Source organism: Vibrio superstes (genome assembly GCF_003569005.1).
GTDB lineage: Bacteria > Pseudomonadota > Gammaproteobacteria > Enterobacterales > Vibrionaceae > Vibrio > Vibrio superstes.
Genome location: NZ_BCUR01000001.1, coordinates 1025489 through 1050721 on the forward strand (window position 1 = coordinate 1025489; position 25233 = coordinate 1050721).

Below are 25233 nucleotides of genomic sequence, written 5' to 3' on the forward strand. Positions count from 1 at the left end.
GATCGAGTGCTGGATTTTGTGGCAAAGGGGGGCTTCTATCTACTAGACATTTTGTTAACACGAGTAAACCGTGTAGTGGATGAGTAAATATCGCCAAGTGATTGGAGTTCCAAGTATTAGGAAAGGTAAGTCAAATTGCGAGAATTGATATCAAGTTTTATCTTGCTCTAGCTTATTTTGGGGCAGAAGTGAGTTAGTGATTTCGCTCCAACTGGAGTTCAGAGATAATTCTCATGTGTGGTTATGGTGACAAACCACCTGACATCTCCCTTTAGTTCGCTGAACAATAGATATCCTCCTATCACATCCTCTTTGAAAGTACTTGGAAAGCCGTACTTTCAAAATCTCGAAGCGAAATAATGAAAAAGGTATAAACAAACATCAGCTATCTCGTTGGTTAACATTTCATCTGCAAGCTAATTCATGTATAACGTCCCGATGAAAATACCTAAAAGAATACAGCCCTTAGTTGACGATGGTTTAGTCGACGAGGTGAAAAGCCAATTAATGAGTGGCAAAGAGGCTTCAGTGTATGTAGTACGCTGTGGCGAAACTATTCGTTGTGCCAAAGTTTATAAAGAAATAAGCCAACGCAGTTTCAAGAAGGCTACTGCATATCGCGAAGGCCGGAAGGTACGTAATAGCCGCCGCGATCGAGCGATGGAAAAAGGCTCTGGCTTTGGTCGCGATCAACAAGAAAAAGTCTGGCAAAGTGCAGAGGTTGATGCCTTGTATAAGCTGGCCGCTGCTGGAGTGAGGGTGCCGGAACCTTATGGTTGCTTTGATGGTGTTTTGCTTATGGAGTTAGTCACTGATGACGAAGGTTATGTGGCTCCGAGGCTAAATGATGTCGTTATTTCTCCTGAACAAGCCGTTCAAGATCATCAGGTTATGATGGGCTATGTAGTTAAAATGCTATGCGTCGGTTTGATTCACGGTGATTTGTCTGAGTTCAATGTGCTTGTCGATGAATCTGGCCCCGTGATTATCGATTTGCCACAAGCGGTAGATGCGGCTGCGAATAATAATGCTGAGTGGATGTTAACCCGTGATGTGAATAACATACGTGATTATTATGCACAGTTTGCGCCTGAACTCCTTTCTACTGAGTATGCCAAGGAAATGTGGGCATTGTACGAAAAAGGCGAGTTAAAGCCTGACAGTAAGCTGACGGGTGAATTCAAGGAAGACGAAACCGCGGCTGATCTTGATTCCATTATCCAAGAAATAGAATCAGCACGAGCCGAAGAGCTGAACCGTCGAGAGCGCCTTAAGGAAGCCACTGAAGGTGTTGACGACAGTAAATTCAATTGGGCTGAGCCCCAATAAGGAAATGCCAAATCACCAGATTCAGTGATTTGGCATTCATTTATGGGCGGTGTTAAGCAACAACCTTAAAGTTGGCTTTGATTAAATCAGAGTCTTTCGAGCTGGCGCCAACCATCAATTCAAAATCACCTGGCTCTACTACTCGCTTTAGTGCGGAGTTAATTAAGGCCAGGTCATCAAATACAATCGTCATGTTAACCACTTTGCTTTCACCCGCTTTAAGAGTGATACGCTCGAATGCGCGTAAGCTCTTGATCTCAGTGGTCACTGAACTGAATAGATCGTTGAAATAAGCCTGAACAATCTCCACGCCATCTTGCTTGCCTACGTTAGACACTTTGATGCTGAATCTAAGGTCTTCACCAGCTGAGAGTGCTGGGTTTTCGATCTGCAGGTCTGAGTACGCGTACTGGGTGTATGAAATGCCTTCACCAAACACGAACAACGGCGTTTCAGGCATGTCGATATAACGTTCTTGATTGTCTAGTTCAGCTTCTAGCAATGCATGCCAGCCTGCAAACTTGTTGTAATAGACTGGTACCTGTCCCACATGATGCGGGAAAGAAATGGTCAGTTTCCCGCTTGGGTTATACTGCCCAAATAGAAGTTCAGCTAAGGCTTGTCCGCCTTTGCAACCAGGGTTGAATGCAGAGATCACTGCACGACATTGCTCAACCATCTTAGGAATGGTCAGCGGCTTGGATGCAACCAGAACGCCAACCACAGGGGTTCCAGTTTGGCTAACCGCTTCGATTAGCTCACTTTGATAGCCACTTAGGTCGAGATTTGCGCGGTCATGAAACTCGCCATTTTGTTTAAGTGTATCGCCAACGCAAGCAATCACCACATCAGCGGCCCCAGCAGCAATACGAGCCTTATCGATCTCTTCAAATTCGGAATCTAAGCAGTCAGCACCCTTGATGTATTCCACTTCAAACCCTTGCTCTTGGCCCATCTTTTTCAGGGCAGCTAAAGGCGTGATGGTATGGCCACGGTGGTAGTTTTCGTTAGTGGCTTCTGCTTGCATTGAGCCAAAAGACCAATCGCCTAGCTGAGCAATAATATCGTCTGCATTCGGTCCCACAACCAACACTTTCTTGATGTTGTTTGCTGAAAGTGGCAATACATCTTCATTTTTCAGAAGTACTAAGCTCTTGCGACTGGCTTCAAGGGATATCTCCCAAGATTCATCGCTGCCCAGTAGCTTCTTGCGCTCTAGTGAGGTGTAACGATATTCGTCAAACAAGCCAAGCTTAAACTTAGCCTCTAGAATTCTGCGAGCAGAGTCATCGATGAGTGAAATGTCCACAAGGCCTTCTTCTACCAGTTCGATGGCAGATTGGTAGAACTCAGGTGTGGTCATCATCATGTCATTGCCACCGAGCAGTGCTTTGTAGCTTGCTTCTTTTAGGGTAGCGGCGACGCCTTGTTTATCATACAGAGAACCCACGTTGTTCCAATCAGTGACAATAAATCCATCTAGGCCCCATTGCTCCTTAGCTACGGTTTTCAATAACCAAGAGTTGGTGGTGCATGGCTCGCCATCAATAGACTGGTAGCCAGTCATTAATGTAGCGCAGTTGGCTTGTTTGACCGCTTTTTCGAAGGGCGGCAAGAACAGTGAAAGCAGTTTTCTTCGTGAGGTATCGGCTTCATAGGAGTCACGTCCTCCAAGTGTTTCCCCATAGCCAACATAGTGCTTGGCACACGCTAGGATGGAGTTCTCACTGGTAAAGTCGTTGCCTTGGTAACCGACGATGGTGGATGCTGCAAGCTCACCGATCAACCATGGGTCTTCACCATAGGTCTCATCTACACGACCCCAGCGCGGGTCTCTAGCAACGCAGAGAACAGGAGAAAAAGTCCAGTGCTGGCCAGAAGCGCGAGTTTCAAATGCGGTTACTTGAGCCATTCTCTCCATTAAGCTTTTGTCCCACGAGCAAGAAGCGCTTAGCTGAGTAGGGAATACGGTCGCATCATCTTCAAAGCAGTGTCCGTGAATGGCATCAATACCAAAGATCAGTGGGATACCAAGACGTGTGTTAGCCGCGCGGTCTTGAAGCTGCTGTGGTTGCTCTCCCGTGCAGTGTAAGTAACTGCCCACATTCATGGCTTCTAGGTTATCAACATGGATCTGATCATGTGCAGGAAGTTGTAGCATTTGGCCAATTTTTTCTTCAACCGTCATGCGAGATAGAAGGTCGTCTAGGCGTTCTTGGATGCTAAGTTTTGGGTTTTGGTATGGGTGAGTCATCTTTGGTTCTCCAATCATTTTGGTTTACCTTAAGCCTTCAATACCTTATAAACCTTGCCAAAAGCGACAATTATTAGCATTATTACGACATGATAAAAACTTATAGACTTAGCTCTCACCTTCTTCATCCGCATATTCCCTTTTGTATTCAGCCTGCAATACACGATGGAGCCTTTCATTTGCATCGGCACGATTTTTCCGAGCTGATGATAGTGCTGTCAGGCCAAGCTGAACATATCGTTGGCAATAAGCGTTCGACCATTAAAACGGGCGATGTGTTTGTTATGAATGGAACCGTAGAGCACGGTTTTAGTAATGCGAACGGCTTGGTCATCTATAATCTGATGTTTGATGGACAAAAGCCTTACTTTGAGACCTCGGGGATTCGAGTCCTGCCTGGCTATCAAGCCCTGTTCAATATTGATCCGCTCGCTCGCGAACAAGAATCTGCAGTGCCGTATCTCAATTTGCAAACCAATGCTTTGGCGAAAGTTGAGCTGTTGTTAAGAGAGATAGAGGAGGAATATACTGACGCCACCCTAGGGTTTGAGCCGGTATTGATGGCCTTGCTACAGCATCTCGCGGTTCTTTTAGTGCGTAACTACCCAGAGCAAGCAACCCCTAAGCAAAAGAATACCTTAGCTTTGGCGCGCGCTTTGTCTTATATCGAGGAAAACTATTCTGAATCGAATCTGCGGGCCACTGATATCGCGACCAATAGTTTCCTCAGCACTCGCCAACTAGAGCGACTATTTCATCAGTTTTTTCAGACCACCCCAAACCAATACTTGACTGATAAACGGATTACTCGAGCCAAAGAATTATTGGTCAGTGATATTAACTTGAGTATCAATCAGGTTGCTCACAGCTGCGGCTTTAGTGACAGCAACTATTTTTCTCGAGTGTTTCGTAAGCAAGTTGAGGTCTCTCCGAGAGACTATCGCAAGCAGGAATTTATGAGCAATCGATAGGGTTGATCAGAGAGTAAGTTTTGTTGTTATTTCTGTGAGGCAATATCTGTTATTGAAGGGCGCGCGCTTTCTCTATCGAGTTGGACGGTCAGGTCATCGTCCATACTGAAGCTAATAGATGAGATACATAGCGCAGAGATGGCAATTAATTTTTTAAGCAATGGTGTAACCTCGAATGCAACTCCGCCGATGCGGTGTTATTTGCAGTGGTGATAATCATTGCAAGTATATTAATTGATAACCCAAGAGATCACTTACCATTATACGCCAACCGAAAGCGTTAACTAGATCACGCTTTGTAGGCTGGTGAATTTGACATTTTTGCTTTCGCTATCCTTCAACGCGTTTGAAGCAACATACCCCTCTGTCATCTTGTTCCACCTTGCATTCCACAATGAGCCTGTGTTTGAGTTCTTTGCGAGCCCTACGAAGGCGAGCCTTGGTGGCAGGAAGACTGAGGCTGTGGAGCTTAGCATATTCGAGTTGAGTTAAACCAAAGAGGTCGCATTGCTCTATGATGTCCCGTTCACTATCGCTTAATTTGGGTAATAGCCGAGGTAGACAGGTTTGCAGCTGCGTCATCACTGGAGGGATCTTATTAGGCGCGACGTACTCGGTTATATCTTCACTGTCTATTTCTTTACGCAGACGGTCGATAAAATGGTTTTTAGTTACGCGAAACAGCCACGATTTCCCGTCTTCTAGAGTACAAAAACGTTCACTGTTCTTCATTGCCTTGAGAAACACTTCTTGCATGATATCTTCTGTTTCTTGCTGGCTTTGTGTTTGTTTGATCAACCAGCCATACAGTTGGTGCTCTGTTTCGCCCCATGCTTTCATCAAGCACTTCATTGCTGAGTTCCTATTTTCAATCGCTAAAGTCACTATACCTCAAGTGTGGCATAGCGACATTTATAGTGAGATTAATCAGGCGAATAGATCACGAACTTGCTCCACACTAGGGACAGAGCCACTATGTTTGATGACGCCATCGATACCGATTCCTGGGGTACTTAAAACGCCGGCTTGCATTATATCTTCTAAGCTAGTGACTTTTTCTAATGTGATGTTTTGGTCTAGTTCTTTTGCGACTTGCTCTATTCGCTCAGCTGTCACAGTGCAGCCCTTACACCCTGTACCGTAGACTTGAATATGTTTCATAACGAACTCCGTAAGTTAAGGTCAACAGACCCGAATAAAATACTTAATAAAAAGCATTGAATAGCCACCCGGTTATAGAGATGGCGATAAGTAGATAAATGGCGATAGCCCCAAGCAGGCGATACTGCATAACTTGTTTAAGCATCATAAATTCAGGAAGACTGACTGCTACCGCGCCCATGCAAAAAGCCAGCGTTGTACCCAGTGGCATTCCTTTATCGATCAAAGAAGCCATGATAGGAACCACGCCAGAGGCATTGGTGTAGATCGGGATTGAACTTAGCGTGGCCAGTGGCACTGTCCACCACTGCCCATTGGCCAGATTGTTCTCAAACCACTGCGCGGGTACAAAACCATGGATGAAGGCACCGATGCCAACGCCGATGATCACCCATTTCCAGATGCGCTTAACAATGTCACCAGTTTCGTTCTTGGCAAACTCATGGCGCTGCTGGTGGTTCATTGAAACCGGCTCTGAAGCGCTAGTTATGTTGGTGTTTTCTTCTTGTAGATAAGCCTTGGCGAGGAAAGGTTGCAGCCAACGATGAGCTTTACACATATCAAGTACAACGCCTGCGAAGATACCCAGCAACATACCAATAGCGACATACATAATAGTGAATTTGAGCCCCAGAATACTGCCGAGCATGATGATCACAACTTCATTAATCAGTGGCGAGGTGATCAGAAAGGCGATAGTGACGCCGATTGGAATGCGCGCGGAAACGAACCCCATAAATAGAGGGATAGAACTGCAAGAACAAAAAGGCGTGACGGCACCAAACATCGAACCGAGAACATAGCCTAAGGCTTTGTTCTTGCCTTGTAGATAATCGCGAACCTTCTCAACGCTTAAACTGGCGCGCAGATAAGAAATCATATAGATGAGCACTACCAGTAAGACGAGGATCTTACTGGTATCTTCAATGAAGAAATGTAGCCCCATGCCTGCTGAAGTCGAGGGATCTAGACCAAAGATGTCATAGGTTAGCCAACTGGCGAGTAGAGTGAAAACGTGCAATGTTTCTTTTCCTTATAAGTGTCTGCCAGTAACAACACGTATGAGATCGGAAAAGGATGCTTCTATTTGTGACTTTTTAAGCTTGTTTGTTGATCGCCTCAATAGCTTGCTTTGTTAACGCCTCCGTATAGGCATTTATCTTCCAATGGCTTGGGCACCATCCTTTGACAAAGCGCTGAAAATCAGCCCATGCAATGCAAAAAAATGGTCGCCATGCTTTTTCTACGTCAGCATAACTTAGCTTTGGTTGAGTGCTATAAATGGCTTCTCTTAGATGCCTGAAGTAAGTATCCAATATCCATTGTTCTTTTTCGGTACACTGCTGTGGGGCGACTGCGCTACTCATGAATAGAGCAACATCTTTCATTGCACAACCCTTTCCAACATATTGAAAATCTACAGCCGCCGCTTGCTTGCCATCGGCTGTAAAACAGAAGTTCGCCAGCTTTGCATCACCATGAATCAAGGTTTGAAAAGGTGCGTTTTTAAGCTTCAGATCTATCTGTTTGGCATGCTTTTTTAGCACAGGATCAAGCAATGCTTCTAGTTCATCTGGCCGTGTTTCGATATGCCAATAGCTGCCACTTTCCCATAGCTTGTCGCCTGGATTTTGAATATGAGTCGCGTGAAACCATGCTAGCCATTTTAAGCACGCGCTGATGTGTACTGGATTTGCTTCTTTAACAGTGTCGACGTAACCCAACTGATGTAGATCTTGCATGGCTAATAGGCATGTATGTTCTTGCTCAACGACCTTTAAAGGTAACGGAGCAGAACAGTTTTTATGAAGGTGAGGAACAAAGTTTTGATACCAGTTAAGCTCAACTTGATAAGAGTTAATCTTTCTTTGGTGGGATAGTGTTGTATTCCAACCTCTAGGGTGGTTTTGTGCTTCGGGTAAAGCGATATGCTTAACGATGATACTCGTGTTGTCTACAAACACACGCACCAATTCACCGTAGCCTCCCCATAGCGATTGAATTAACTGAGTGCTATGAAGTTCCTTGTAACCTAGCTGTTGAATTAAAGGTAAGTAGTCCATGATGATGTTAATCAGCCTTCTATTGGAGGGTTGCTAGATAATCTGCTTTTCACCGATCCTAGAATTATACCAATCACAGTAAGTAAATGGTCAGAAATAGCGTAGGAGAGACGCCGTTATCGAGTGTTTTAACAAGCTAGGATGCCCCGTTATTTACTACGATTGGTATTAGAGGCATCGGTTTAAATACCGAGTTTTACTCATCCCTAAAGCCGTCATATATGACAGCGCAAAAGTCATGCACGCCACAATCGGAATGTACAAATAGATGTCGAATAATGACAGTAGCCACTCATCGGCATAGGAAGTAATAAGCTTAATAAACAGTGGGTGAATGAGATAGATGCCAAAGCTTAACCCTGCAAAGTGATGAAGCCTAAGATTGGCGCTGGCATGTTTTTTCAGGGTAAAAAACAGCGCTAAAGATAGGGCAATGATATTCAGGCTCAGGTATGAGTAAAAATATAGATGGGTTAGGTAGTAACTACCGAAAAGGGTAGTTGCAAGAGAGCCAATGATAATAGCAACGCACCATTTATCTTTAGCCTTGAAACCATATTTAGCCACGTACCCACCCAAGCAGAAGTAACCTAAATAGCTCAAAAAATCATTGGTAAACAAGCTCACCTTAGCACTGAGTTCAAAGTATAAAAGCACAACATTAGTTAGTGCTGAGAGCGCCGCCAGCGCAAAACACACCACAGTGAACAGCAGGAATTCTCTTTGGCTTATTGATCTCAGTATCACTCTTAGAATGGGCGCAACTAAGTACAAGAACGGGATCATAAATAGATACCAAAGATGGTAGTAAGGCTCTCCCAATGCCCAACCCTTGGCAACGGTAAAATAAGCAGTGGTGACATCGCCCTTCAAATGATGCTTAAGCAATACCCACAGAGAATAAAATAACGACCAAAATATCAGTGGGATCAGTATCTTGCGGATTCTTTTCTTGAAGAATTTTTTATTGGATTCTTGCTTATCCAACAGTAAGTAGCCACTAAGCATGATAAATAGGGGAATGCACCATAGAGTCAAAGAGGCGTATAAGTTTCCTGCCCACCACTCACGACTGCCATAAACAGAGCTTGTGATATCAATACCGCTAATAAAGTCTGATGCCACATGCAGAACGATCACTGCAAATACGGCGAATACGCGTAGGTTGTCAGCCCAGTACAGAGAAACTTTATCAGCTTGAGTCAAAGTGAGTTACCTAGAGAGCAAAGGAGAATTGCCTCTAATCTAACGCACCCTTTGCTTTGATTACTAGTTTTTGAGTAAGTAGTGAGTCGAAGTTTAATGAAATGTGCCCAATCCTGTGCATCTGCATTAAATGAGGGAGAGCGTGCACAATATTGGTGAGCATTAAATGTTAAATCAAACTTTATTTCATACGTTTTCTTTAAATACAAGGGTTTAGCTGTGTTGGCATGGCGATTGCAATACACATTACAGTTTTAGTATAAGAGCATAACTAGGTATTTCGGTTACCTAGCAACGACATTGTTGAAAAATAGACATCTAGGGTTCCGACTGTATTTGCAGTGTCTGGTCCGAGAGTTGTCAACCTCACCAGAGGTCACACGGAGGGATAAAAGCCCGGGAGGCCAACCAATGAATATTTGGTTATGTCTCTTGTGCCAATCTCAATGTGCCCCATGGAGGAGGTAACCTATGAAACATTCCCTTAAAAAGCGCTTGATCACCCTTGCTGCCACCGTATGTGTGACAGCCTCACCGTTTATTTCATCCGCTGCACTGGCTCAAGAAAAAGAGAAGTTTACTCTTGCTTGGTCTATTTACGTAGGCTGGATGCCTTGGGATTACGCAGACTATTCAGGCATTGTTGATAAATGGGCTGATAAGTATGACATCGACATCGATATTGTTCAGGTAAACGACTACGTCGAATCAATCAATCAGTACACTGCGGGCCAGTTTGATGCCACTGTGATGACCAACATGGATGCTCTAACCATTCCAGCGGCCAGTGGAGTTGACTCTACTGCGTTGATTGTCGGTGATTTTTCCAATGGTAACGATGGAATCGTACTTAAGGGGGCGAAAGGGTTAGATGACTTGAAAGGTCAAAACGTCAACCTTGTTGAACTGAGTGTCTCACACTATTTAATGGCTCGCGGTCTAGAAAGTGTTGGTCTTTCTGAGCGTGACGTGAAGGTGGTGAATACCTCTGATGCTGACCTTGTTGCGGCGTTTACTACTAAAGATGTTACCTCTGTTGTTACTTGGAACCCTCTTCTAAGTGAGATCACCCAACAACCAGAAACCTCTCTTGTCTTTAGCTCCGCAGATATTCCTGGGGAGATCATCGACTTGTTGGTGGTTAACACTGACACCCTCTCCGAGAACCCCAAGTTAGGTAAAGCATTGACTGGCGCATGGTATGAAATCATGGCCATTATGCAATCTGAAAATGGTGATGATGCTAAGTCATATATGGCACAAGCTTCAGGTACTGATCTGCCAGGATACAAAGCACAATTGTCAGCAACCAATATGTTCTATTCCCCTAGTGATGCAGTCGATTTTACTAACAGTACGACACTAGCGACAACGATGAAAAAAGTCAGCGAGTTTTCATTTGAACATGGGTTACTAGGCGAAGGTGCTCCTGATGCTGGATTTATCGGTATTCAAACACCTTCCACAGTGATTGGTGATCCTGCCAACATCAAACTTCGCTTCTCTCCTGAATATATGGAAATGGCCGCAAAAGGTCAGCTGTAACCACATAAACAGGTTCGTTTTGAGGAAGTTGAAATGACAAAAGTAATAAACCGCCATCCTACTCGATATGGGCAGCTAGTGCTGGGATTGCTGCCATTTATCATTCTGGTCATGCTGTATATCACAGCCTCAGATGCGAGATTAGCAGCTAACTCTGCAGACAAACTACTGCCTGCGTTTGGCAGTTTCGTGGATGCTATCGACCGAATGGCGTTCACTCCAAGCAGGCGCACCGGAGAGTATCTTTTGTGGGTAGATACTCTAGCGAGTTTGACCCGTTTACTTATGGGGGTTGGCATCAGTGCTCTGGTTGGTTTGTCGGTGGGCATAGCGACGGGCATGGTGCCTTTGGTGCGCTCAACCTTCTCACCTGTTGTTACCGCAGTTTCTTTGATACCACCGATGGCGGTGTTGCCAATATTGTTTATTACCTTTGGATTGGGAGAGCTGTCTAAGGTCGTACTTATCGTGGTGGGCATCTGTCCGATTATTATTCGCGATATTCAGTTGCGAGTGCAGAGCCTACCGGACGAGCAGTTGATTAAGGCTCAAACCTTAGGGGGCAGTAGTTGGCAGATTATTCTTAGAGTCGTGTTGCCGCAGATCATTCCAAAACTGATTGATGCGGTTCGTCTAACGTTAGGCAGTGCTTGGCTGTTCTTAATTGCAGCAGAAGCCATCGTCGCTACCGAAGGCTTAGGCTATCGCATCTTCTTAGTGCGCCGCTACCTGTCGATGGATGTAATTTTGCCTTACGTTTTGTGGATCACTTTACTGGCGTTTTGTATGGATTGGTTGCTGAAGAGTTTGTCCAAGCGAATCAGCCCTTGGCACCATCAGGCACAAGGAGACGATAATGGATAGTGCTCAGCCGATCATCAAGATCAAAAATCTGTGGAAAGAGTATGGCGACAACATTGTGCTGGAGAAGTTGAATCTTGAGGTGCACGAGGGAGACTTCGTTAGCATTGTCGGGGCCTCAGGATGTGGCAAGACAACGTTTTTGAATATGTTGCTGGGCACTGAGAGTCCCTCTAGAGGCGAGATATTGCTAGATGGTGAGCCCCTTAAAAATGAGCCTAGTGTAGAGAGGGGGATTGTGTTTCAAAAGTACTCAGTGTTCCCACATTTGACAGCTCTACAAAATGTAATGTTGGGTGTGGAATTTGATGCTGGGGGCGTAAGCAGTAGTTTGCTGGGTCGACTTACCGGTGGTGAGAAGGCGAAAGCACAGCAGGTCGCTCTAGCGATGCTCGAACAAGTTGGCTTGCATGCAGCTAAAGACAAGTACCCACATGAGTTATCAGGGGGAATGCGTCAAAGATTGTCTATTGCTCAATCCTTGGTCAAAAAGCCAAGAATCTTGCTGTTAGATGAACCCTTTGGAGCACTGGATCCAGGCATTCGTAAAGACATGCACCAATTGATTCAATCCTTGTGTGCTGAGCAGAGCTTGACAGTATTTATGATCACGCACGATCTGAGCGAGGGCTTTCACTTGGGCAATCGTTTGTGGGTATTTGACCATGTGCGCAAAGACGAGCAAGCACCAGAGAGGTTTGGTGCCCAAATCACCTTTGATATTGATATCGATAAGCAAGTAGTGCCGAAATTGGTGTCAGATGCCCTGCCTGAAATAACACAACAAAAGATCGCATAAGGAGTTGATATGCAAATGAATAAACCGGCCCTATTCACGGATGTATTACCGGGAGCAGCACATTGGTCGATGAAAGTGCCAAAGGGGCATGTATTACGTTTTAAAGACCTGGAAGGGGGCGCCAACCTTAGCCTGCTGATGTACAACCCAGATAACCTGCTCGAGCGCTACAACGCGCCCGATACACTAAAGGGACAGCATACCTTTAAGCTCACAAATGGGAACTGTCTCTATTCCGATATGGGCCGAGTGTTTGCTTCTATTGTTCGTGATGATACTGCTTGGATTGATTCAGTAGCAGGGGTGGCAAATAAAGAGAAGGTCACCGCTAAATGGGGCGCGAGAGACTACCAAAGCGATCGCAACCAATGGAAACAAAATGGGTACGATTCGTTGTTGGTAGAAGTGGCGAAATATGGCCTTGGAAAGCGTGACCTAGCGGCCAACCTGAATCTCTTCAGCAAGGTCTTTACCAAAGACAGCGGTGATATTTGCTATCAAGAGGAACACAGCAAAGCAGGAGATATTATCGAACTGCGCTTTGAAATGGACACCTTAGTGGTGATGACGACCTGCCCTCATCCCATGAATCCGGCCAGGCTTTACCCGTTTAAGCCCGTCGAGTTGAGCTTGCTTGAGGCCGCGCCTCTATCTCAAGAGGATGCGTGCCTAAATTCTCGCCCAGAAAATGAACGTGGATTTGAAAATAATCGCCGCTATTTGGTTCAGCACGGATCATACACAGTTTAAGGAGTCAGTGATGATAGTAGAAAGTCCATTGAAAACAGAATCTGCGCTTTATAGCAATGCAGTGCCTGCTGGGGATTATTTTATGAAGGTGGTCAAGAAAGGGCAGACGATGCGCATTCTTGATCTAAAAGGAAACCAAGCGGCAGATACCTTATTCTACAACGCCAATGAGCCTGCAGAGCGTTATAGCGCGGTAGATACGATACGAGAACAAGGTAATGTCTACTTATCGACGGGCAGCAAGATTTTATCCGATCAGGGTAATGTCATGTTGGAGATTGTTGCCGATACTTGTGGTCGCCATGACACCTTAGGTGGTGCGTGTGCAACAGAGAGCAACACGGTGCGTTATGCCATTGATAAGAAGTGCATGCATGCTTGTCGCGATAGTTGGTTATTAGCTGTGGCTGAAAATGAACACTATGGCCTAACTAAGCGTGACATCACCCATAACATCAATTTCTTTATGAATGTGCCCGTTACTGAAGAAGGGGGGTTGACGTTCGAAGATGGCATTAGCGCTCCAGGCAAATATGTAGAACTTAAAGCGCACATGGATGTGATTGTATTGCTCTCTAATTGTCCGCAGTTGAACAATCCATGTAATGCATACAATCCGACACCAGTAGAAGTGATTGTCTGGAACTAGGTCGCAGATAGACCATAGGATCATGAGCAGGGGACGACCCCAGTCATTGCTCGAGTTTAAGCCGGGACGACCCGGAAATGTTGGACTCAACTATGTTTAGTAAGGTGCTTATTGCCAACCGCGGTGCAATTGCTTGCCGCATAATCCGAACGTTAAATCGTCTTAATATCACCAGCGTTGCTGTATATAGCGAAGCTGATGCCGATAGCCTTCATGTTTCACAGGCCGAAGAGGCTTTCTCTTTGGGTGAAGGCGGAGCGAAAACGACCTATCTTGATATCGAAAAAATTATCTCTATCGCTAAGCAATCGGGTGCGCAGGCTATCCATCCTGGCTACGGATTCTTAAGTGAGAATCCCGATTTTGTTACGCGTTGCGAACAAGAGAATCTTGTCTTTCTTGGCCCGACAATGGACCAAATTAATGCGTTTGGTTTGAAGCACTCAGCTCGAGAGATCGCGGAAAATGCACAAGTACCGCTTTTGCCAGGTACAGGATTGCTTACTGATAAACAACAAGCGCTATTGTCAGCTGAGAGCATTGGTTACCCAGTTATGCTGAAGAGTACGGCGGGTGGCGGTGGTATCGGCATGGAGTGTTGTTACAGCGCAGGAGAACTAGAAGATGCCTTCGACTCAGTAAAACGCCTTAGCGAGAACAATTTTAGCAATAATGGTGTATTCCTAGAAAAATTCATTCAACAGGCTCGTCATATCGAGGTGCAGATCTTTGGCGATGGTAAAGGGCAGGTTGTTGCACTTGGTGAGCGAGATTGCTCTGCGCAACGTCGTAATCAAAAAGTGATCGAAGAAACCCCTGCTCCTAATCTTTTACCTGAAACTCGTTTGGCACTGCAAAACACCGCTATTGCTCTTGCTGAGCAGGTGAACTATCGCAACGCAGGTACTGTAGAGTTTGTATTGGACAATCAGACTCAAGAATTTTATTTCCTAGAGGTGAATACCCGTCTTCAGGTAGAGCATGGCGTTACAGAAGAGATCTTTGGCGTTGATCTAGTGGAGTGGATGGTCAAACAAGGCGAAGGCACGCTGGATTTGCAACACGTAAGTAATGGACTTGAACCCAAAGGTCATGCAATTCAAGTGCGCTTATATGCCGAAGATGCCAATAAGAATTTTCAGCCGTGTGCTGGGCTTTTAAGCCATGTTGAGTGGGCTGATATGCCTGAGCTTAGGGTGGAACACTGGATTGAAGCCGGTGTCGAAGTCTCTCCGTATTTTGATCCTATGCTGGCTAAGCTCATTGTCCACTCAGAGGATAGGGCGACGGCCATTGCTAAATTGATGAGTGCTCTCGAGCAGTCGCAGATCTATGGTATTGAACACAATCAGCACTATCTCGCACAATTACTTGCGAGTTCCTTGGTACAAACTGGAGAGGTGCTGACTCGCTCTCTGAACGATTTCCAATATAAGCCCAATACACTGGATGTTATTAACGGCGGTGTGCAAACCAGCATTCAAGATTACCCAGGGCGAGCAGGATACTGGCATATAGGTGTTCCACCTTCGGGCCCCATGGACCCCTTGAGCTTTCAACTGGCCAATCAACTTCTTGGCAACACTCAACAAGATGCAGGTTTAGAGATTGTCATTTCAGGCCCAACCCTAAGGTTCAACATAGATAAATATATTGTTGTTACTGGCGCTAAGATCCAAGCAACGCTCGATACCTTGCCCATTCCAATGGGAACCGTGATTAAAGTGTCAGCAGGCCAGGTGCTAAAGCTTGGCAAGATCACTGGCAGTGGCGCTCGTAGTTACCTAGCGATTAAGGGAGGAATCGATTGTCCTGATTACTTGGGCAGCAAATCAACCTTCACATTGGGACAATTTGGTGGGCACGCTGGGCGTACCTTAGTGGCAGGTGATGTACTGCACCTGCACTCAGTACCGTTATGTTCTGAGCTGGAAGGGCAATCAGCACAGCTTCCCGAGATACAAGATGAGTGGGATATTCGAGTTATCTATGGTCCCCATGGAGCGCCAGATTTTTTCACTGACCAAGACATTCAAACCTTCTTTGATGCTCAATGGAAGGTGCACTTTAACTCTAGCCGCACGGGCGTTCGGCTCATAGGGCCTAAACCTGATTGGGCACGCACTGACGGCGGAGAAGCAGGATTGCACCCCTCTAATATCCACGACAATGCCTATGCTGTGGGAACCATCGATTTTACGGGTGATATGCCAGTGATTTTGGGCCCTGATGGTCCAAGCCTAGGAGGGTTTGTGTGCCCCGCTACCATCGTTAAGGCTGATTTATGGAAGATGGGACAGCTAAAAGCTGGTGATAAGGTGCGATTTACGCCTGTTTCGTTGTCTTGCGCTGAAAAAGCAGAGAGAGAACAACTCACGCAAATCGATGCGCTTTCCATTTCACCCATGCCCCTTGCTAAAGCAGATGTCATCTCGCCAATCCTGAAAATCTTACCTGCTGAACAATTCGGAGAACAGGTAGTCTATCGCCCTAGTGGAGAAGATTTCTTGCTGGTGGAATACGGTCCGCAAGTGCTTGATATACGCCTTCGATTTCGCGCTCACGCCTTGATGTTAAAGCTAGAAAGCCTTGCTATTGAGGGTATTAAAGAATTAACGCCAGGGATTCGCTCCTTACAGATCCACTTCGACAATCTGCTATTGCCAAGAGATAGGTTAATGACTTTATTGGAGTCATTAGAAGCTGAAATGGAGAACATTGACGAACTTGAAGTCCCTGCTCGTGTCGTGCATTTACCGCTTTCTTGGGATGATGAAGCAACCAAGCTTGCCATCAGAAAATATGACGAAGTAGTGCGTAAAGACGCCCCTTGGTGCCCGGACAACATTGAGTTTATCCGTCGCATTAATGGCTTAGATTCGGTCGAGGATGTGAAGAAAATTGTGTTTGATGCGAGTTACTTAGTTATGGGGTTAGGGGATGTGTATTTGGGCGCTCCCGTAGCGACCCCAATGGACCCAAGACATAGATTAGTCACGACTAAGTACAACCCTGCGAGAACATGGACTCCCGAAAATGCGGTAGGTATTGGCGGCGCCTATATGTGTGTCTATGGCATGGAAGGGCCAGGTGGCTATCAGTTTGTTGGGCGAACCTTGCAAATGTGGAACCGATACCGTCGCACAGAAGCCTTCAGCAAGCCTTGGCTACTAAGATTTTTTGACCAAATTCGTTTCTACGAGGTCACCCCTGAGGAGCTATTGACCATTCGTCAGCAGCATCCTCGTGGTGAGTATCCAGTGAAGATAGAGCAAACCCGTTTTTCTTTAGCGGATTATCAAGCCTTGGTGGATGAGCATTCAGAGGAGATTGCTGTGTGCCGTAAGCGTCAGCAACAGGCCTTTGAAGAAGAGCGCCAGCGCTGGGAAGCGTCAGGGCAAGCCAATTTTGTAGCTGAGGATATCTCAGAGCTAGAGCAAGATATATTCACCCTGACCGAAGGACAGGAAGCCATCGAAAGCTATGTCGCAGGCAATATTTGGCAGACCTTAGTAGAGCCAGGTCAATGGGTTAAGGAAGGGGATGTGGTGATGATCTTAGAAGCAATGAAGATGGAGCTTGAAGTGACGGCAAGTGTTTCTGGAAAGATCCATTCCATATGCAAACCATCTGGTTCTCAGGTTCAAGCGGGGCAGCCATTGATGATTGTTGAATGCGCAGAGCAATAAGGAATAAAGTGATGCAAGAGACTAAGCAGTTATTAAGTACAGGGCAAGCGGCTTTGACTATTACCGAGTTGATTGATTCATATAAGAGTGGGCAGCGTTCGGTAACAGAGCATTTACAGCAGCTACTTGTCAGCGCTCAACAAGACACTAACAACGCATGGATCAGCACCATAGAACAGCGACAGTTAGACAACTATCTAGCCAACCTTAGTGAGCATGATATTGACGATCTGCCACTATTTGGTGTGCCCTTTGCGATCAAAGACAATATTGATCTGGATGTGCTACCCACGACTGCAGGTTGTAAGGCGTTTACTTATCAACCTGAGTCATCGGCGTTTGTGGTGGAATTATTGATCGCAGCTGGAGCCGTTCCACTTGGTAAAACCAATCTCGATCAGTTTGCAACTGGGCTTGTCGGTACTCGCAGCCCTTATGGTGAAGCGCAGAATAGCTTTGATAATAAGTATATCTCTGGCGGTTCTAGTGCTGGTAGTGCGGTAAGTGTTGCTAAGGGACAAGTGATGTTTTCCTTAGGAACGGATACCGCTGGCTCAGGTCGGGTACCTGCGGCGTTTAATAACCTCTACGGACTCAAGCCTTCAAAGGGGTTGCTCAGTTGCCGAGGGGTTGTTCCCGCTTGCAGAAGTCTAGATTGTGTAACCCTATTTAGTCACAGTGCGGATGATCTGTCTTTGCTTTTATCGATTGTAGCTAAATATGACCAAGAAGATTGTTACGCACGGATAGCACCTCAAGAATCTATCACTGAAGTAATGGGTTCTATGAAAGGCGTTCGAGTCGGTATCCCGGCAGCAGAGCAGCTAGCCTTCTTTGGTAACGACGAATACATGAAGCTGTATCAGCAAGCGGTGCAGAATATCGAGGCACAGGGCGCTAAGTTGGTTGCTTTTGATCTCTCACCTTTTCTCGAGGCTGCATCATTACTTTACAACGGCCCTTGGGTTGCCGAGCGTTATGCCGCCATTGAAGCTTTCTTTGATACTAACGTTGAAGAATGCCTGCCTGTGATACAGCAAATCGTGGGTGGAGCAACGGGTATAAGTGCTGCGGATACCTTTAAAGCCATGTATCAGTTGCAGGCCTATAAAGTAGAGTGTGACAAGTTGATGCACAGTGTCGATGTGGTGATGACACCAACCGCGGGGACGATTTACACCATTGATGAAGTCAACGCTGACCCCATTAAACTTAATAGTAATCTAGGTTATTACACAAACTTTATGAACCTATTGGATTACAGTGCGATAGCCATTCCTGCGGGCTTTACCAATCAGGGATTGCCATTTGGCGTAACCTTATTTGCGCCTGCATTTAGCGATCAGAAACTACTATCCTTGGCTGGTGTATTGCAACTAGTTCCATCTAAAGAGCCAGAGATTCAGTTGAACAACGTTGAAACCATAGACATCATGGTGTGTGGGGCACATATGCAAGGTCTGCCGCTGAATCATCAGTTGCTAGAACTCGGGGGGAGTTTGAGAGATCGAACGAAAACTTCGGACAATTATCAGCTATTTAAGCTCGCTGGCGGCCTACCGATGCGCCCTGGAATGGTTCGTAATGAAGCGCAAGGTACCTGCATTGATGTTGAAGTCTGGACTTTACCTAGAGCTAATCTAGGAGACTTCCTACTGCAAATTCCTCATCCACTGGGCTTGGGCAGTGTAGAACTGAATAATGGCGAATGGGTAAAAGGTTTCATTTGTGAACCCATCGCAATTAAAGGCGCGCAAGATGTCACTGGATATGGCGGTTGGCGAGATTTCCTTGAGGCATTGGAACAGGAAGCTGAGGTGAGCTGAATAACTCCTAAGTAGCAGGTATCAATACAAATAAGCAGAGCTGTTCTGATTAAAATAGCTCTGCTTTTTCTTTTCTACTTGAGTGTCATTTTGAGTTAAAGCTGAGCCAATTGATCAACCTTTCGTTCAGCTTTAGTCCCAGCTCCTTTTATCAGGCCCACAAGCTTATCTCCCTTCCATTGAGAGGGTTCTTTACCCATTACCATTTGACTCATCAGATTCATTTCACTTCGAATAGCCTTGGCATCCTCAGGCTCAATATCTTGGGTGGTCAGCCACTGCTCTAGCAGTGATTGTGCCTTGATGGGCTCACCCTGCTGTATGGCTTCTATTAGCTCTGCTCTTAAAGGAAGCGCTTTACCATTGCTTACGCTTGGCGCTGTTGATGAGGCTTTCTGTCTGGTGCGTAGCCACATCACAGTAGAGAGTATCCATAAGCCGGCAAAGAGAGCGGTTAGCATTGGCCAGTAGCCGCTCTCTTTCACTGGCTGAGCATTGTTTTCAGAAGCTTGCGGTAGAAGAGGTGCGCTACTTGATGACGCGTTCGCATTGACGGTCACATTGAGCCCATTGACTTCACTGGTTTGGGATTTTTTGTTTGCAGAATCCCACCATTGAACGGGGACACTTGGCAGAGAGAATTTACCGCTTCTTTTTGCTATGAGCACCTGCTTGGTCGTCATAGTCACTGAGCCATCATCATTATTGCTAAACGCTGGCTTCTCGCTGTATACGCGAAAAGCCTCAGGGTTACTGATGGTGAGATTTGGCAGTTGCGCAGCGCTTAACCCAGCCGCTGTGAGCGTGATGGTTCGTGTTAGGGAGTCACCCTCATCTATCGTCACCGAGTCACCCGAGAGCTCTTTGTTGTTATCCAGTTGCCAACTTTGCGATAGGTCTAGCTTAGATGTGGGCAGCCACGCACCTTGATAACTGTCCGGTACAGGAAGTACCTTCAAGTCGACTTGCGGAGATTTACCATCAAGAGTGATGATACGGGTACTCGAACGGCTATTGCCGTAACGAACAACGCCAGTCAAAGTGGGAACCTTTATTGAGTAATCACCACGGCTGCTTGCGGTTACTCGAAACTCCTGGTCTATGATCAGCACTTCAACACCATCAAGCGTCGCTTGATATTGCTTAGGCTCAGATAGAGGCTCGATCTGTAAGCCCTGAGCTAGGGGTTGGGTTAGGTTTGGGTTTTGCAATCGGCGAGGGTCAACCTTAACGATGATGCGTGCATCGAGCTTAGTGCTCTCGTTAGGGTAAAGTTCTTTCTTGCCAATCTTAGAGCGAACTTCAATGATATCGTCGGTAGTTGGCACTTGCTCGCCAGCTGTGACTTTCAGTGTGATGGGGGCAGTAGTTGCATCATCCACTTTAAAACTTGGAATGGTGACTGTTCCTGTTTTTTGTGGAGCTATAGACACAGTCCACACACTGGTGTCGGTGCGCTTCATGTTGATGATATTGACCGATGAACTGAAGCTAGGCCTGCCTACATAGAAGTCATCGGATAGTGCATCAAAGTTAACCTTTTCGCCATCGAGTCTTTCGTCAGCGACTATTTTGAGCTGGATAACCTCATCTTTGCTGGCAGTGGCTTTGCTCACGCTGGCAGTCATATTCAGTGCCCACGATGAGAAGCTACAAGCTAGGCCTGTCACTAGGGTTATGGTGGTGATAAGGGGCTTAAATCTAATCATTATGGTTACCAATCTTTCCCTGTTGATGAGGGAGCTGCTTTATCTTTTGCTTGAAGGAGCATCTGTGCACGAAGCAAGTAGCTAGGATCTCTTACGCTTTCCACTTGCTCTAGCTTTCTAATATCAGGGTCTACTTCCTGCTGCTGTGAAGGGGATGCTGTTTGTTGTTTGCCTTCGTCTTGCTCATTGTTATCTAACTCTTGTTTATTGGCAGTGGCTTCAGCTTCAGCTTGAGCCTGCTGTTCCTGCTGAGGCTGTTGTTGTTCTGGCTCTTCACCTCGCGCCGATTTCTCTTGTGCTTCAGAGGACTCTGGTTGTGAAGGTTGAGATTGCGGATTATTCTGCGACTGCTCAGACTGCTCAGACTGCTCAGACTGCTCAGACTGCTCAGACTGCTCAGACTGCTCAGACTGCTCAGACTGCTGGCTTGAGTCTGATTGATCTTGGTTGCTGTTATTACTTTCGGACTGCTGTGACTTGTCCTGTTGATCCTGTTTTGAATCACTATCAGAATCTTGCTGTTGCTGTTGCTGTTGCTGTTGCTGTTGCTGTTGCTGTTGCTGTTGCTGTTGCTGTTGCTGTTGCTGTTGCTGTTGCTGTTGCTGTTGCTGTTGCTGTTGCACAATATCAAGGTTGTACTTGGCATCGGCATTTTCAGGCTCTTGCTGTAAAACCTTTTGGTAGCTTGCAATGGCTTTGTCTAGTTCGCCATTTTGCGCATACGCATTACCAAGGTTATAGAGAGAATCCGTATCAGAATGACCTTCAAGGCTAGTGATAGCACCTTCATAATTGCCACTCTCATATTGGGCAGCAGCGCGCCATTTACTATCTTTGAACGCCTGACTTGCCTGTTGATAATCCTTTTCTTGAAATGCTGCAAAGCCTCTTTGGTTAGCGTTTGAAAAAGCACTATCCAAGACCGATGCTTGTGCATGGTTAGGAGTAAAACCAAAACTCAATATCATCGCAACGAATGAGAAAATAACACCCTTACGGAACAATGGAAGAGCACACAGCAGCGCCAATGGCAGCAACCAGAAACCATTGTTGATCTTGGTTTCCAGTTCCTCACCTTTGGTATTTGTGTTAACTGCATCAAATGATGACTCAGAGACAAGGTTCGCTATGTCTTGGTTGTCGTGACGGTATTTCTCGAACTGACCATTCCCTGCTCGTGCGGCCGCGCGAAGGTGATCTAGTTGGGTTTTGGCAATAACCGTTTTGCCACTGTTGGTGGTCAATAGTGAGCCATCAGACAATTGAATCGGCGATCCTGCAGCAGTGCCAAAGGCAAGCACGGATAGAGTCCAATTTCCCTCGCTTAATTGCGCCTTGATTTGCTCTAACTCTTGCGTATCGAGATCATCGGCAAACAGTACAATCTCTCCCTGATTCAAGCCGGCTTGTTTCATTATTGATATGGCCTGCTTCACTGCCAAATCTGCCCTTGCTCCTTGTATCGGCATGATCTCTGGTGACAGGTTTTGAACAAGGTTGGCTAGGGTTGCAGAGTCAGTGGTTAACGGGCTTAACGTGTAAGCATCACCGGCATAGGCTACTAAGCCTGTTTGGCCTTGGTTTAACAATGGCAATAGATCTTGCGCCTTGTACTTGATCTGAGCAAGGCGGCTGGGCTTGATATCGTTGGCATACACAGAGCGAGACATATCCAACACCAGCACTCGTGCATTCTCTGATTGAGATGCAGGGATGGCTTGTTTCTCAAAGCTAGGGCCGGCTAACGAGACGGTGATGATGGTGCCAAGCAGTGCCACCCATCCATAGTGGCGTCTGCTGTTTGATGGCTTATCTGCCATTGCTGCTGCCAGATGAGAGGCGATCACTTGTGAGTTTGTGGTTGTGCTTTTTAGCCACATTATGATTGTGGCTAGGGGTATCAGTAAAAAGAAGGCCTCGGGATAAAGAAATTCAAAATTAGACATCATTTCTCCTTATCATCACGGTCACGATAACCAATAGTAATCCGATGAATGCGGGCCACATGAACCATTCTGTTCTGGGTCTCCAAGATTGAGTCGCCTTTTGGATAGGTTGCAGGGCATTGATGGTGTCGTAGATGGTGGCTAATTCTTTCGCATCACGAGCCCTAAAGTACTGGCCTCCGGTCATATTCGCTATCTTGATCAAGGTTTTCTCGTCAAGGTCTTCTGCGGTGTTTACTGTTTGAGTCATAAAGAAGTTTTGTACCTGCATCTCGCCAGCACCGACACCTATGGTGTAGATAGTAGTGTTGAACTTCTTGGCTATTTCAGCGGCTTGAATAGGATCTAGCACGCCTGAGTTATTGCTACCATCACTGAGCAATATCATTACGCGCTGCGGAGCGTCACTATCGACAAAGGTTTTGGTTGCCAAACCAATACCATCACCAATCGCGGTTTGGGTGCCGATGAGCTTCAATACCGTCTGATCCAACTGTGTTTTTACTGTCTCACGATCAAAGGTGAGCGGCGTCTGTAGGTAGGCATGATCCGCAAAGTACACCAGTCCCAGTCTGTCTCCTGAGCGTTTATCGACAAAGTCAGTGACTACTTGTTTCACTGCAGTAAGCCTGTCGATGTAATCGTTGCCTTCTCTCATGTCTTCTTGGCTCATGGAGTAAGACAGGTCGATTACCAACATCATATCTCTATGCTTAGGGTGAACCTCGATAGGGTCGCCGTACCAAACCGGTCTTGCACTGGCAATGACGAGTAAAATCCAAGCTAAGATAGCGAATAGCTTCGCAATCTTCTCTGATTTGTCGCGCGTCACCGTCGCCTGAGTGACATGGGGAAGCACAACCAGGGATGAAGATCTCTGTTCCTTTAGCAGGCGAAATGTCAAATAGGGGAGGGGCAGCGCGAGGAGCATCCACCACCATTCAAAGGTAAAACCACTCATGATGCGTTCCAGTCTTTGTATTTTCTTTTCGGCGGCAGGGCATGCTCAATCCAATACCCGCAGTCTTCAATCAAGGATGCGTTGAAAGCTTGACCCTTGACCCCTGATGAATACAGTATTGATTGCCACTGCTCTTTGTTTTGAGCGAAGCGAGGCGTAGCAAGTTGAGAGTCCAAAAACGACAGCCATTCAGATCCGGTTAGCTTGGCAATATCGTTACGTGGGAAGTAGCTCAACGCGGCCTGTCGCACTAGCTCTTGCGCTTCTGAAACCGTTAGATTGTGGGAGCCTTGCTTTAGAATGTGCAACGCAGCTTTTTTTGCTCGTTTTTTATTGCGTAGTTTGCGCTGTATAACAAGACTCAAGATGAGAGCGATAGCGATTAGCGCAAATAGACTCCAATATCCCCAAGGTAGAGGCCAAAGGCTGGGCTCAAGAGGTAAGTGAAGGGGCTTGAGTGGCAAGGTGTGTGTCTGATCAATCTGACTCATATCGTTATACTTAAAAAGAATGCTGAAGCAATTGTTGTAATAGCGGTGAGCCGCTGGAAACCTGCGAGAGCGTAATGCCATATTGGCTCAGTTGCTCGCTTAACTGCTGTTGTTGATGCGTGAAGGCGTGCTTTATGGAATCTTTGGCCTTGCTACTGGATAAATTCACGGAGAAAACTTGATCTCTACCCTGCAGTGCTTGAATACCTTTGGCCTGCGTGTCCCCAAGCTCTATTGGGTCGTAGATCTGGATTGCTCTGACTCGGTTGTGTGCTCCAATTTGAGTTATTGAGGAAATGTCTTGCTCAGAAAGCGTCGAGAAGTCACTAAGACAGATCAATTCGCTGCCCTTACGGCACAGATTAGCAAGGGCATGAAAGGGATCGCGCGGCTCATCGGTGAGAGTAGCGCCTCCCATCGTTAAACCTTGATTATGAATTTCGCACAAGCGGTTGAGTAGCTGAAGCACAGCGGTTTTCGAGCTAGATGGACGTATTTCAGTCAGCGTATTGCCGCAGCGAATGATCGCCCCTACTCGGTCTTTGCTACCAATAGCAATCCAAGAAAGTAACGCCGCTAGATGGCACAGTTGCACAGATTTGAAGAGCAGTTGAGTGCCGGTGAACATACTCGGGGTAAGGTCGATAAACAGCACGACCGGACGCTCGCGCTCTTCAGTGAACAGCTTGGTATGCACCTTCCCTGTTCGTGCTGTTACGCGCCAATCAATTTGGCGTACATCGTCGCCCGCTTGATACTGGCGCACTTCTGAGAAGGTCATCCCTCGCCCTTTGCGCGAGCTTGTATGTTGTCCATTGAGTTGTGACCAGAGGCTCTTCGCTGGTGGCTGCCAGCGCTTGCCGTGGATCTGGTAGAAACTCAGCTCTTCAACACTGACCGTCACACCATTGCTGGCATTAGGCAAATCACCTGAGGTGATTGCCTGTTCAAGCAGGTTCGCGCTACCGTCTTTGGTGGCGAACCAGCTGTGTAGTTTAAGGCCTTCAAACATATCTGACGGCC

General features: G+C 46.3%; 21 protein-coding genes and 1 riboswitch. Of the genes, 9 read left to right on the forward strand and 12 right to left on the reverse strand.

The genetic code is table 11. The annotated features are described in order from the left end of the window. Window positions 1-438: 438 nt before the first annotated feature. Complete coding sequence (locus D5I41_RS04410; RefSeq protein ID WP_280525080.1) at window positions 439-1329, forward strand: PA4780 family RIO1-like protein kinase; 891 nt, start codon at window positions 439-441, stop codon at window positions 1327-1329. 52 nt (window positions 1330-1381) lie between these two features. Here D5I41_RS04410 and D5I41_RS04415 read toward each other — a convergent pair whose 3' ends face one another. Then, window positions 1382-3601: a glycoside hydrolase family 3 N-terminal domain-containing protein gene (locus tag D5I41_RS04415; protein WP_235868855.1), complete on the reverse strand. Its 2220-nt coding sequence runs from the start codon at window positions 3599-3601 to the stop codon at window positions 1382-1384. 161 nt (window positions 3602-3762) lie between these two features. On the opposite strand from D5I41_RS04415, the gene D5I41_RS04420 reads away from it, so the two are divergent. Then, complete coding sequence (locus tag D5I41_RS04420; RefSeq protein WP_119008694.1) at window positions 3763-4554, forward strand: AraC family transcriptional regulator; 792 nt, start codon at window positions 3763-3765, stop codon at window positions 4552-4554. A 26-nt stretch (window positions 4555-4580) separates the two neighbouring features. On the opposite strand, the gene D5I41_RS21505 is transcribed toward D5I41_RS04420, so the two are convergent. The 6 genes from D5I41_RS21505 to D5I41_RS04445 form a co-directional block, all read right to left on the reverse strand. Continuing rightward, window positions 4581-4715, reverse strand: a complete 135-nt coding sequence (locus D5I41_RS21505) for a hypothetical protein (RefSeq protein WP_268978191.1) — start codon at window positions 4713-4715, stop codon at window positions 4581-4583. A gap of 169 nt (window positions 4716-4884) precedes the next feature. Next, window positions 4885-5394 (reverse strand): sigma-70 family RNA polymerase sigma factor, encoded by a 510-nt coding sequence (locus D5I41_RS04425; RefSeq protein ID WP_371860098.1) that lies wholly within the window; start codon window positions 5392-5394, stop codon window positions 4885-4887. A gap of 87 nt (window positions 5395-5481) precedes the next feature. Beyond that, on the reverse strand, window positions 5482-5715 hold the full coding sequence (locus D5I41_RS04430) for a thioredoxin family protein (protein ID WP_119008696.1): 234 nt from the start codon (window positions 5713-5715) through the stop codon (window positions 5482-5484). 43 nt (window positions 5716-5758) lie between these two features. Continuing rightward, a complete protein-coding gene (locus D5I41_RS04435; RefSeq protein WP_119008697.1) occupies window positions 5759-6736 on the reverse strand; it encodes a permease in 978 nt (325 codons plus the stop codon). 76 nt (window positions 6737-6812) lie between these two features. After that, window positions 6813-7778: a phosphotransferase gene (locus D5I41_RS04440; protein WP_119008698.1), complete on the reverse strand. Its 966-nt coding sequence runs from the start codon at window positions 7776-7778 to the stop codon at window positions 6813-6815. 168 nt (window positions 7779-7946) lie between these two features. Beyond that, window positions 7947-8984: an acyltransferase gene (locus D5I41_RS04445; protein ID WP_119008699.1), complete on the reverse strand. Its 1038-nt coding sequence runs from the start codon at window positions 8982-8984 to the stop codon at window positions 7947-7949. Window positions 8985-9291: 307 nt separating this feature from the next. Next, window positions 9292-9389: riboswitch (guanidine-I (ykkC/yxkD leader) on the forward strand. Between the two features lie 66 nt (window positions 9390-9455). Between D5I41_RS04445 and D5I41_RS04450 the strand changes: the two genes are divergently transcribed. The 7 genes from D5I41_RS04450 (at window position 9456) to atzF (ending at window position 19103) form a co-directional block, all read left to right on the forward strand. Next, window positions 9456-10529, forward strand: a complete 1074-nt coding sequence (locus D5I41_RS04450) for a putative urea ABC transporter substrate-binding protein (RefSeq protein ID WP_119008700.1) — start codon at window positions 9456-9458, stop codon at window positions 10527-10529. A 33-nt stretch (window positions 10530-10562) separates the two neighbouring features. After that, window positions 10563-11393, forward strand: a complete 831-nt coding sequence (locus D5I41_RS04455) for an ABC transporter permease (protein WP_119008701.1) — start codon at window positions 10563-10565, stop codon at window positions 11391-11393. After that, window positions 11386-12189 carry an ABC transporter ATP-binding protein gene (locus D5I41_RS04460; RefSeq protein WP_119008702.1) on the forward strand — a complete coding sequence of 268 codons (804 nt, stop codon included), beginning with the start codon at window positions 11386-11388 and terminating at the stop codon, window positions 12187-12189. The genes D5I41_RS04455 and D5I41_RS04460 overlap by 8 nt, the downstream gene beginning before the upstream one ends. 9 nt (window positions 12190-12198) lie before the next feature. Further along, a complete protein-coding gene (locus D5I41_RS04465; protein ID WP_235868856.1) occupies window positions 12199-12939 on the forward strand; it encodes an urea amidolyase associated protein UAAP1 in 741 nt (246 codons plus the stop codon). A 10-nt stretch (window positions 12940-12949) separates the two neighbouring features. Further along, window positions 12950-13588 carry an urea amidolyase associated protein UAAP2 gene (locus D5I41_RS04470; protein WP_119008703.1) on the forward strand — a complete coding sequence of 213 codons (639 nt, stop codon included), beginning with the start codon at window positions 12950-12952 and terminating at the stop codon, window positions 13586-13588. Window positions 13589-13680: 92 nt separating this feature from the next. Then, on the forward strand, window positions 13681-17277 hold the full coding sequence (gene uca, locus D5I41_RS04475) for an urea carboxylase (protein ID WP_119008704.1): 3597 nt from the start codon (window positions 13681-13683) through the stop codon (window positions 17275-17277). A gap of 11 nt (window positions 17278-17288) precedes the next feature. Further along, the gene (gene atzF / locus D5I41_RS04480) at window positions 17289-19103 is read left to right on the forward strand and encodes an allophanate hydrolase (RefSeq protein ID WP_119008705.1); all 1815 of its coding nucleotides are present in this window, start codon (window positions 17289-17291) and stop codon (window positions 19101-19103) included. A gap of 95 nt (window positions 19104-19198) precedes the next feature. Here the strand turns inward: atzF and D5I41_RS04485 are convergent, their stop codons facing one another. Genes D5I41_RS04485 through D5I41_RS04505 form a run of 5 tightly spaced genes read right to left on the reverse strand, consistent with a single transcriptional unit; the run spans window position 19199 to window position 25222 of the window. Next, a complete protein-coding gene (locus D5I41_RS04485; protein WP_119008706.1) occupies window positions 19199-20812 on the reverse strand; it encodes a BatD family protein in 1614 nt (537 codons plus the stop codon). Between the two features lie 5 nt (window positions 20813-20817). Then, window positions 20818-22758: a vWA domain-containing protein gene (locus D5I41_RS04490; protein WP_119008707.1), complete on the reverse strand. Its 1941-nt coding sequence runs from the start codon at window positions 22756-22758 to the stop codon at window positions 20818-20820. Next, complete coding sequence (locus D5I41_RS04495) at window positions 22751-23719, reverse strand: vWA domain-containing protein (protein ID WP_119008708.1); 969 nt, start codon at window positions 23717-23719, stop codon at window positions 22751-22753. Before D5I41_RS04495 ends, D5I41_RS04490 begins: the two co-directional genes overlap by 8 nt. Next, complete coding sequence (locus D5I41_RS04500) at window positions 23716-24210, reverse strand: DUF4381 domain-containing protein (protein WP_119008709.1); 495 nt, start codon at window positions 24208-24210, stop codon at window positions 23716-23718. Before D5I41_RS04500 ends, D5I41_RS04495 begins: the two co-directional genes overlap by 4 nt. A 10-nt stretch (window positions 24211-24220) precedes the next feature. Further along, complete coding sequence (locus D5I41_RS04505; protein ID WP_119008710.1) at window positions 24221-25222, reverse strand: DUF58 domain-containing protein; 1002 nt, start codon at window positions 25220-25222, stop codon at window positions 24221-24223. Window positions 25223-25233 lie beyond the last annotated feature (11 nt).

Coding starts and splice junctions, on each gene's coding strand:
- D5I41_RS04410 (WP_280525080.1), top strand. CDS start 439: ATGAAAATACCTAAAAGAATACAGCCCTTAGTTGACGATGGTTTAGTC.
- D5I41_RS04415 (WP_235868855.1), bottom strand. CDS start 3,601: ATGATTGGAGAACCAAAGATGACTCACCCATACCAAAACCCAAAACTT.
- D5I41_RS04425 (WP_371860098.1), bottom strand. CDS start 5,394: ATGAAAGCATGGGGCGAAACAGAGCACCAACTGTATGGCTGGTTGATC.
- D5I41_RS04430 (WP_119008696.1), bottom strand. CDS start 5,715: ATGAAACATATTCAAGTCTACGGTACAGGGTGTAAGGGCTGCACTGTG.
- D5I41_RS04440 (WP_119008698.1), bottom strand. CDS start 7,778: ATGGACTACTTACCTTTAATTCAACAGCTAGGTTACAAGGAACTTCAT.
- D5I41_RS04450 (WP_119008700.1), top strand. CDS start 9,456: ATGAAACATTCCCTTAAAAAGCGCTTGATCACCCTTGCTGCCACCGTA.
- D5I41_RS04455 (WP_119008701.1), top strand. CDS start 10,563: ATGACAAAAGTAATAAACCGCCATCCTACTCGATATGGGCAGCTAGTG.
- D5I41_RS04460 (WP_119008702.1), top strand. CDS start 11,386: ATGGATAGTGCTCAGCCGATCATCAAGATCAAAAATCTGTGGAAAGAG.
- D5I41_RS04465 (WP_235868856.1), top strand. CDS start 12,199: ATGCAAATGAATAAACCGGCCCTATTCACGGATGTATTACCGGGAGCA.
- D5I41_RS04470 (WP_119008703.1), top strand. CDS start 12,950: ATGATAGTAGAAAGTCCATTGAAAACAGAATCTGCGCTTTATAGCAAT.
- uca (WP_119008704.1), top strand. CDS start 13,681: ATGTTTAGTAAGGTGCTTATTGCCAACCGCGGTGCAATTGCTTGCCGC.
- atzF (WP_119008705.1), top strand. CDS start 17,289: ATGCAAGAGACTAAGCAGTTATTAAGTACAGGGCAAGCGGCTTTGACT.
- D5I41_RS04485 (WP_119008706.1), bottom strand. CDS start 20,812: ATGATTAGATTTAAGCCCCTTATCACCACCATAACCCTAGTGACAGGC.
- D5I41_RS04490 (WP_119008707.1), bottom strand. CDS start 22,758: ATGTCTAATTTTGAATTTCTTTATCCCGAGGCCTTCTTTTTACTGATA.
- D5I41_RS04495 (WP_119008708.1), bottom strand. CDS start 23,719: ATGAGTGGTTTTACCTTTGAATGGTGGTGGATGCTCCTCGCGCTGCCC.
- D5I41_RS04500 (WP_119008709.1), bottom strand. CDS start 24,210: ATGAGTCAGATTGATCAGACACACACCTTGCCACTCAAGCCCCTTCAC.
- D5I41_RS04505 (WP_119008710.1), bottom strand. CDS start 25,222: ATGTTTGAAGGCCTTAAACTACACAGCTGGTTCGCCACCAAAGACGGT.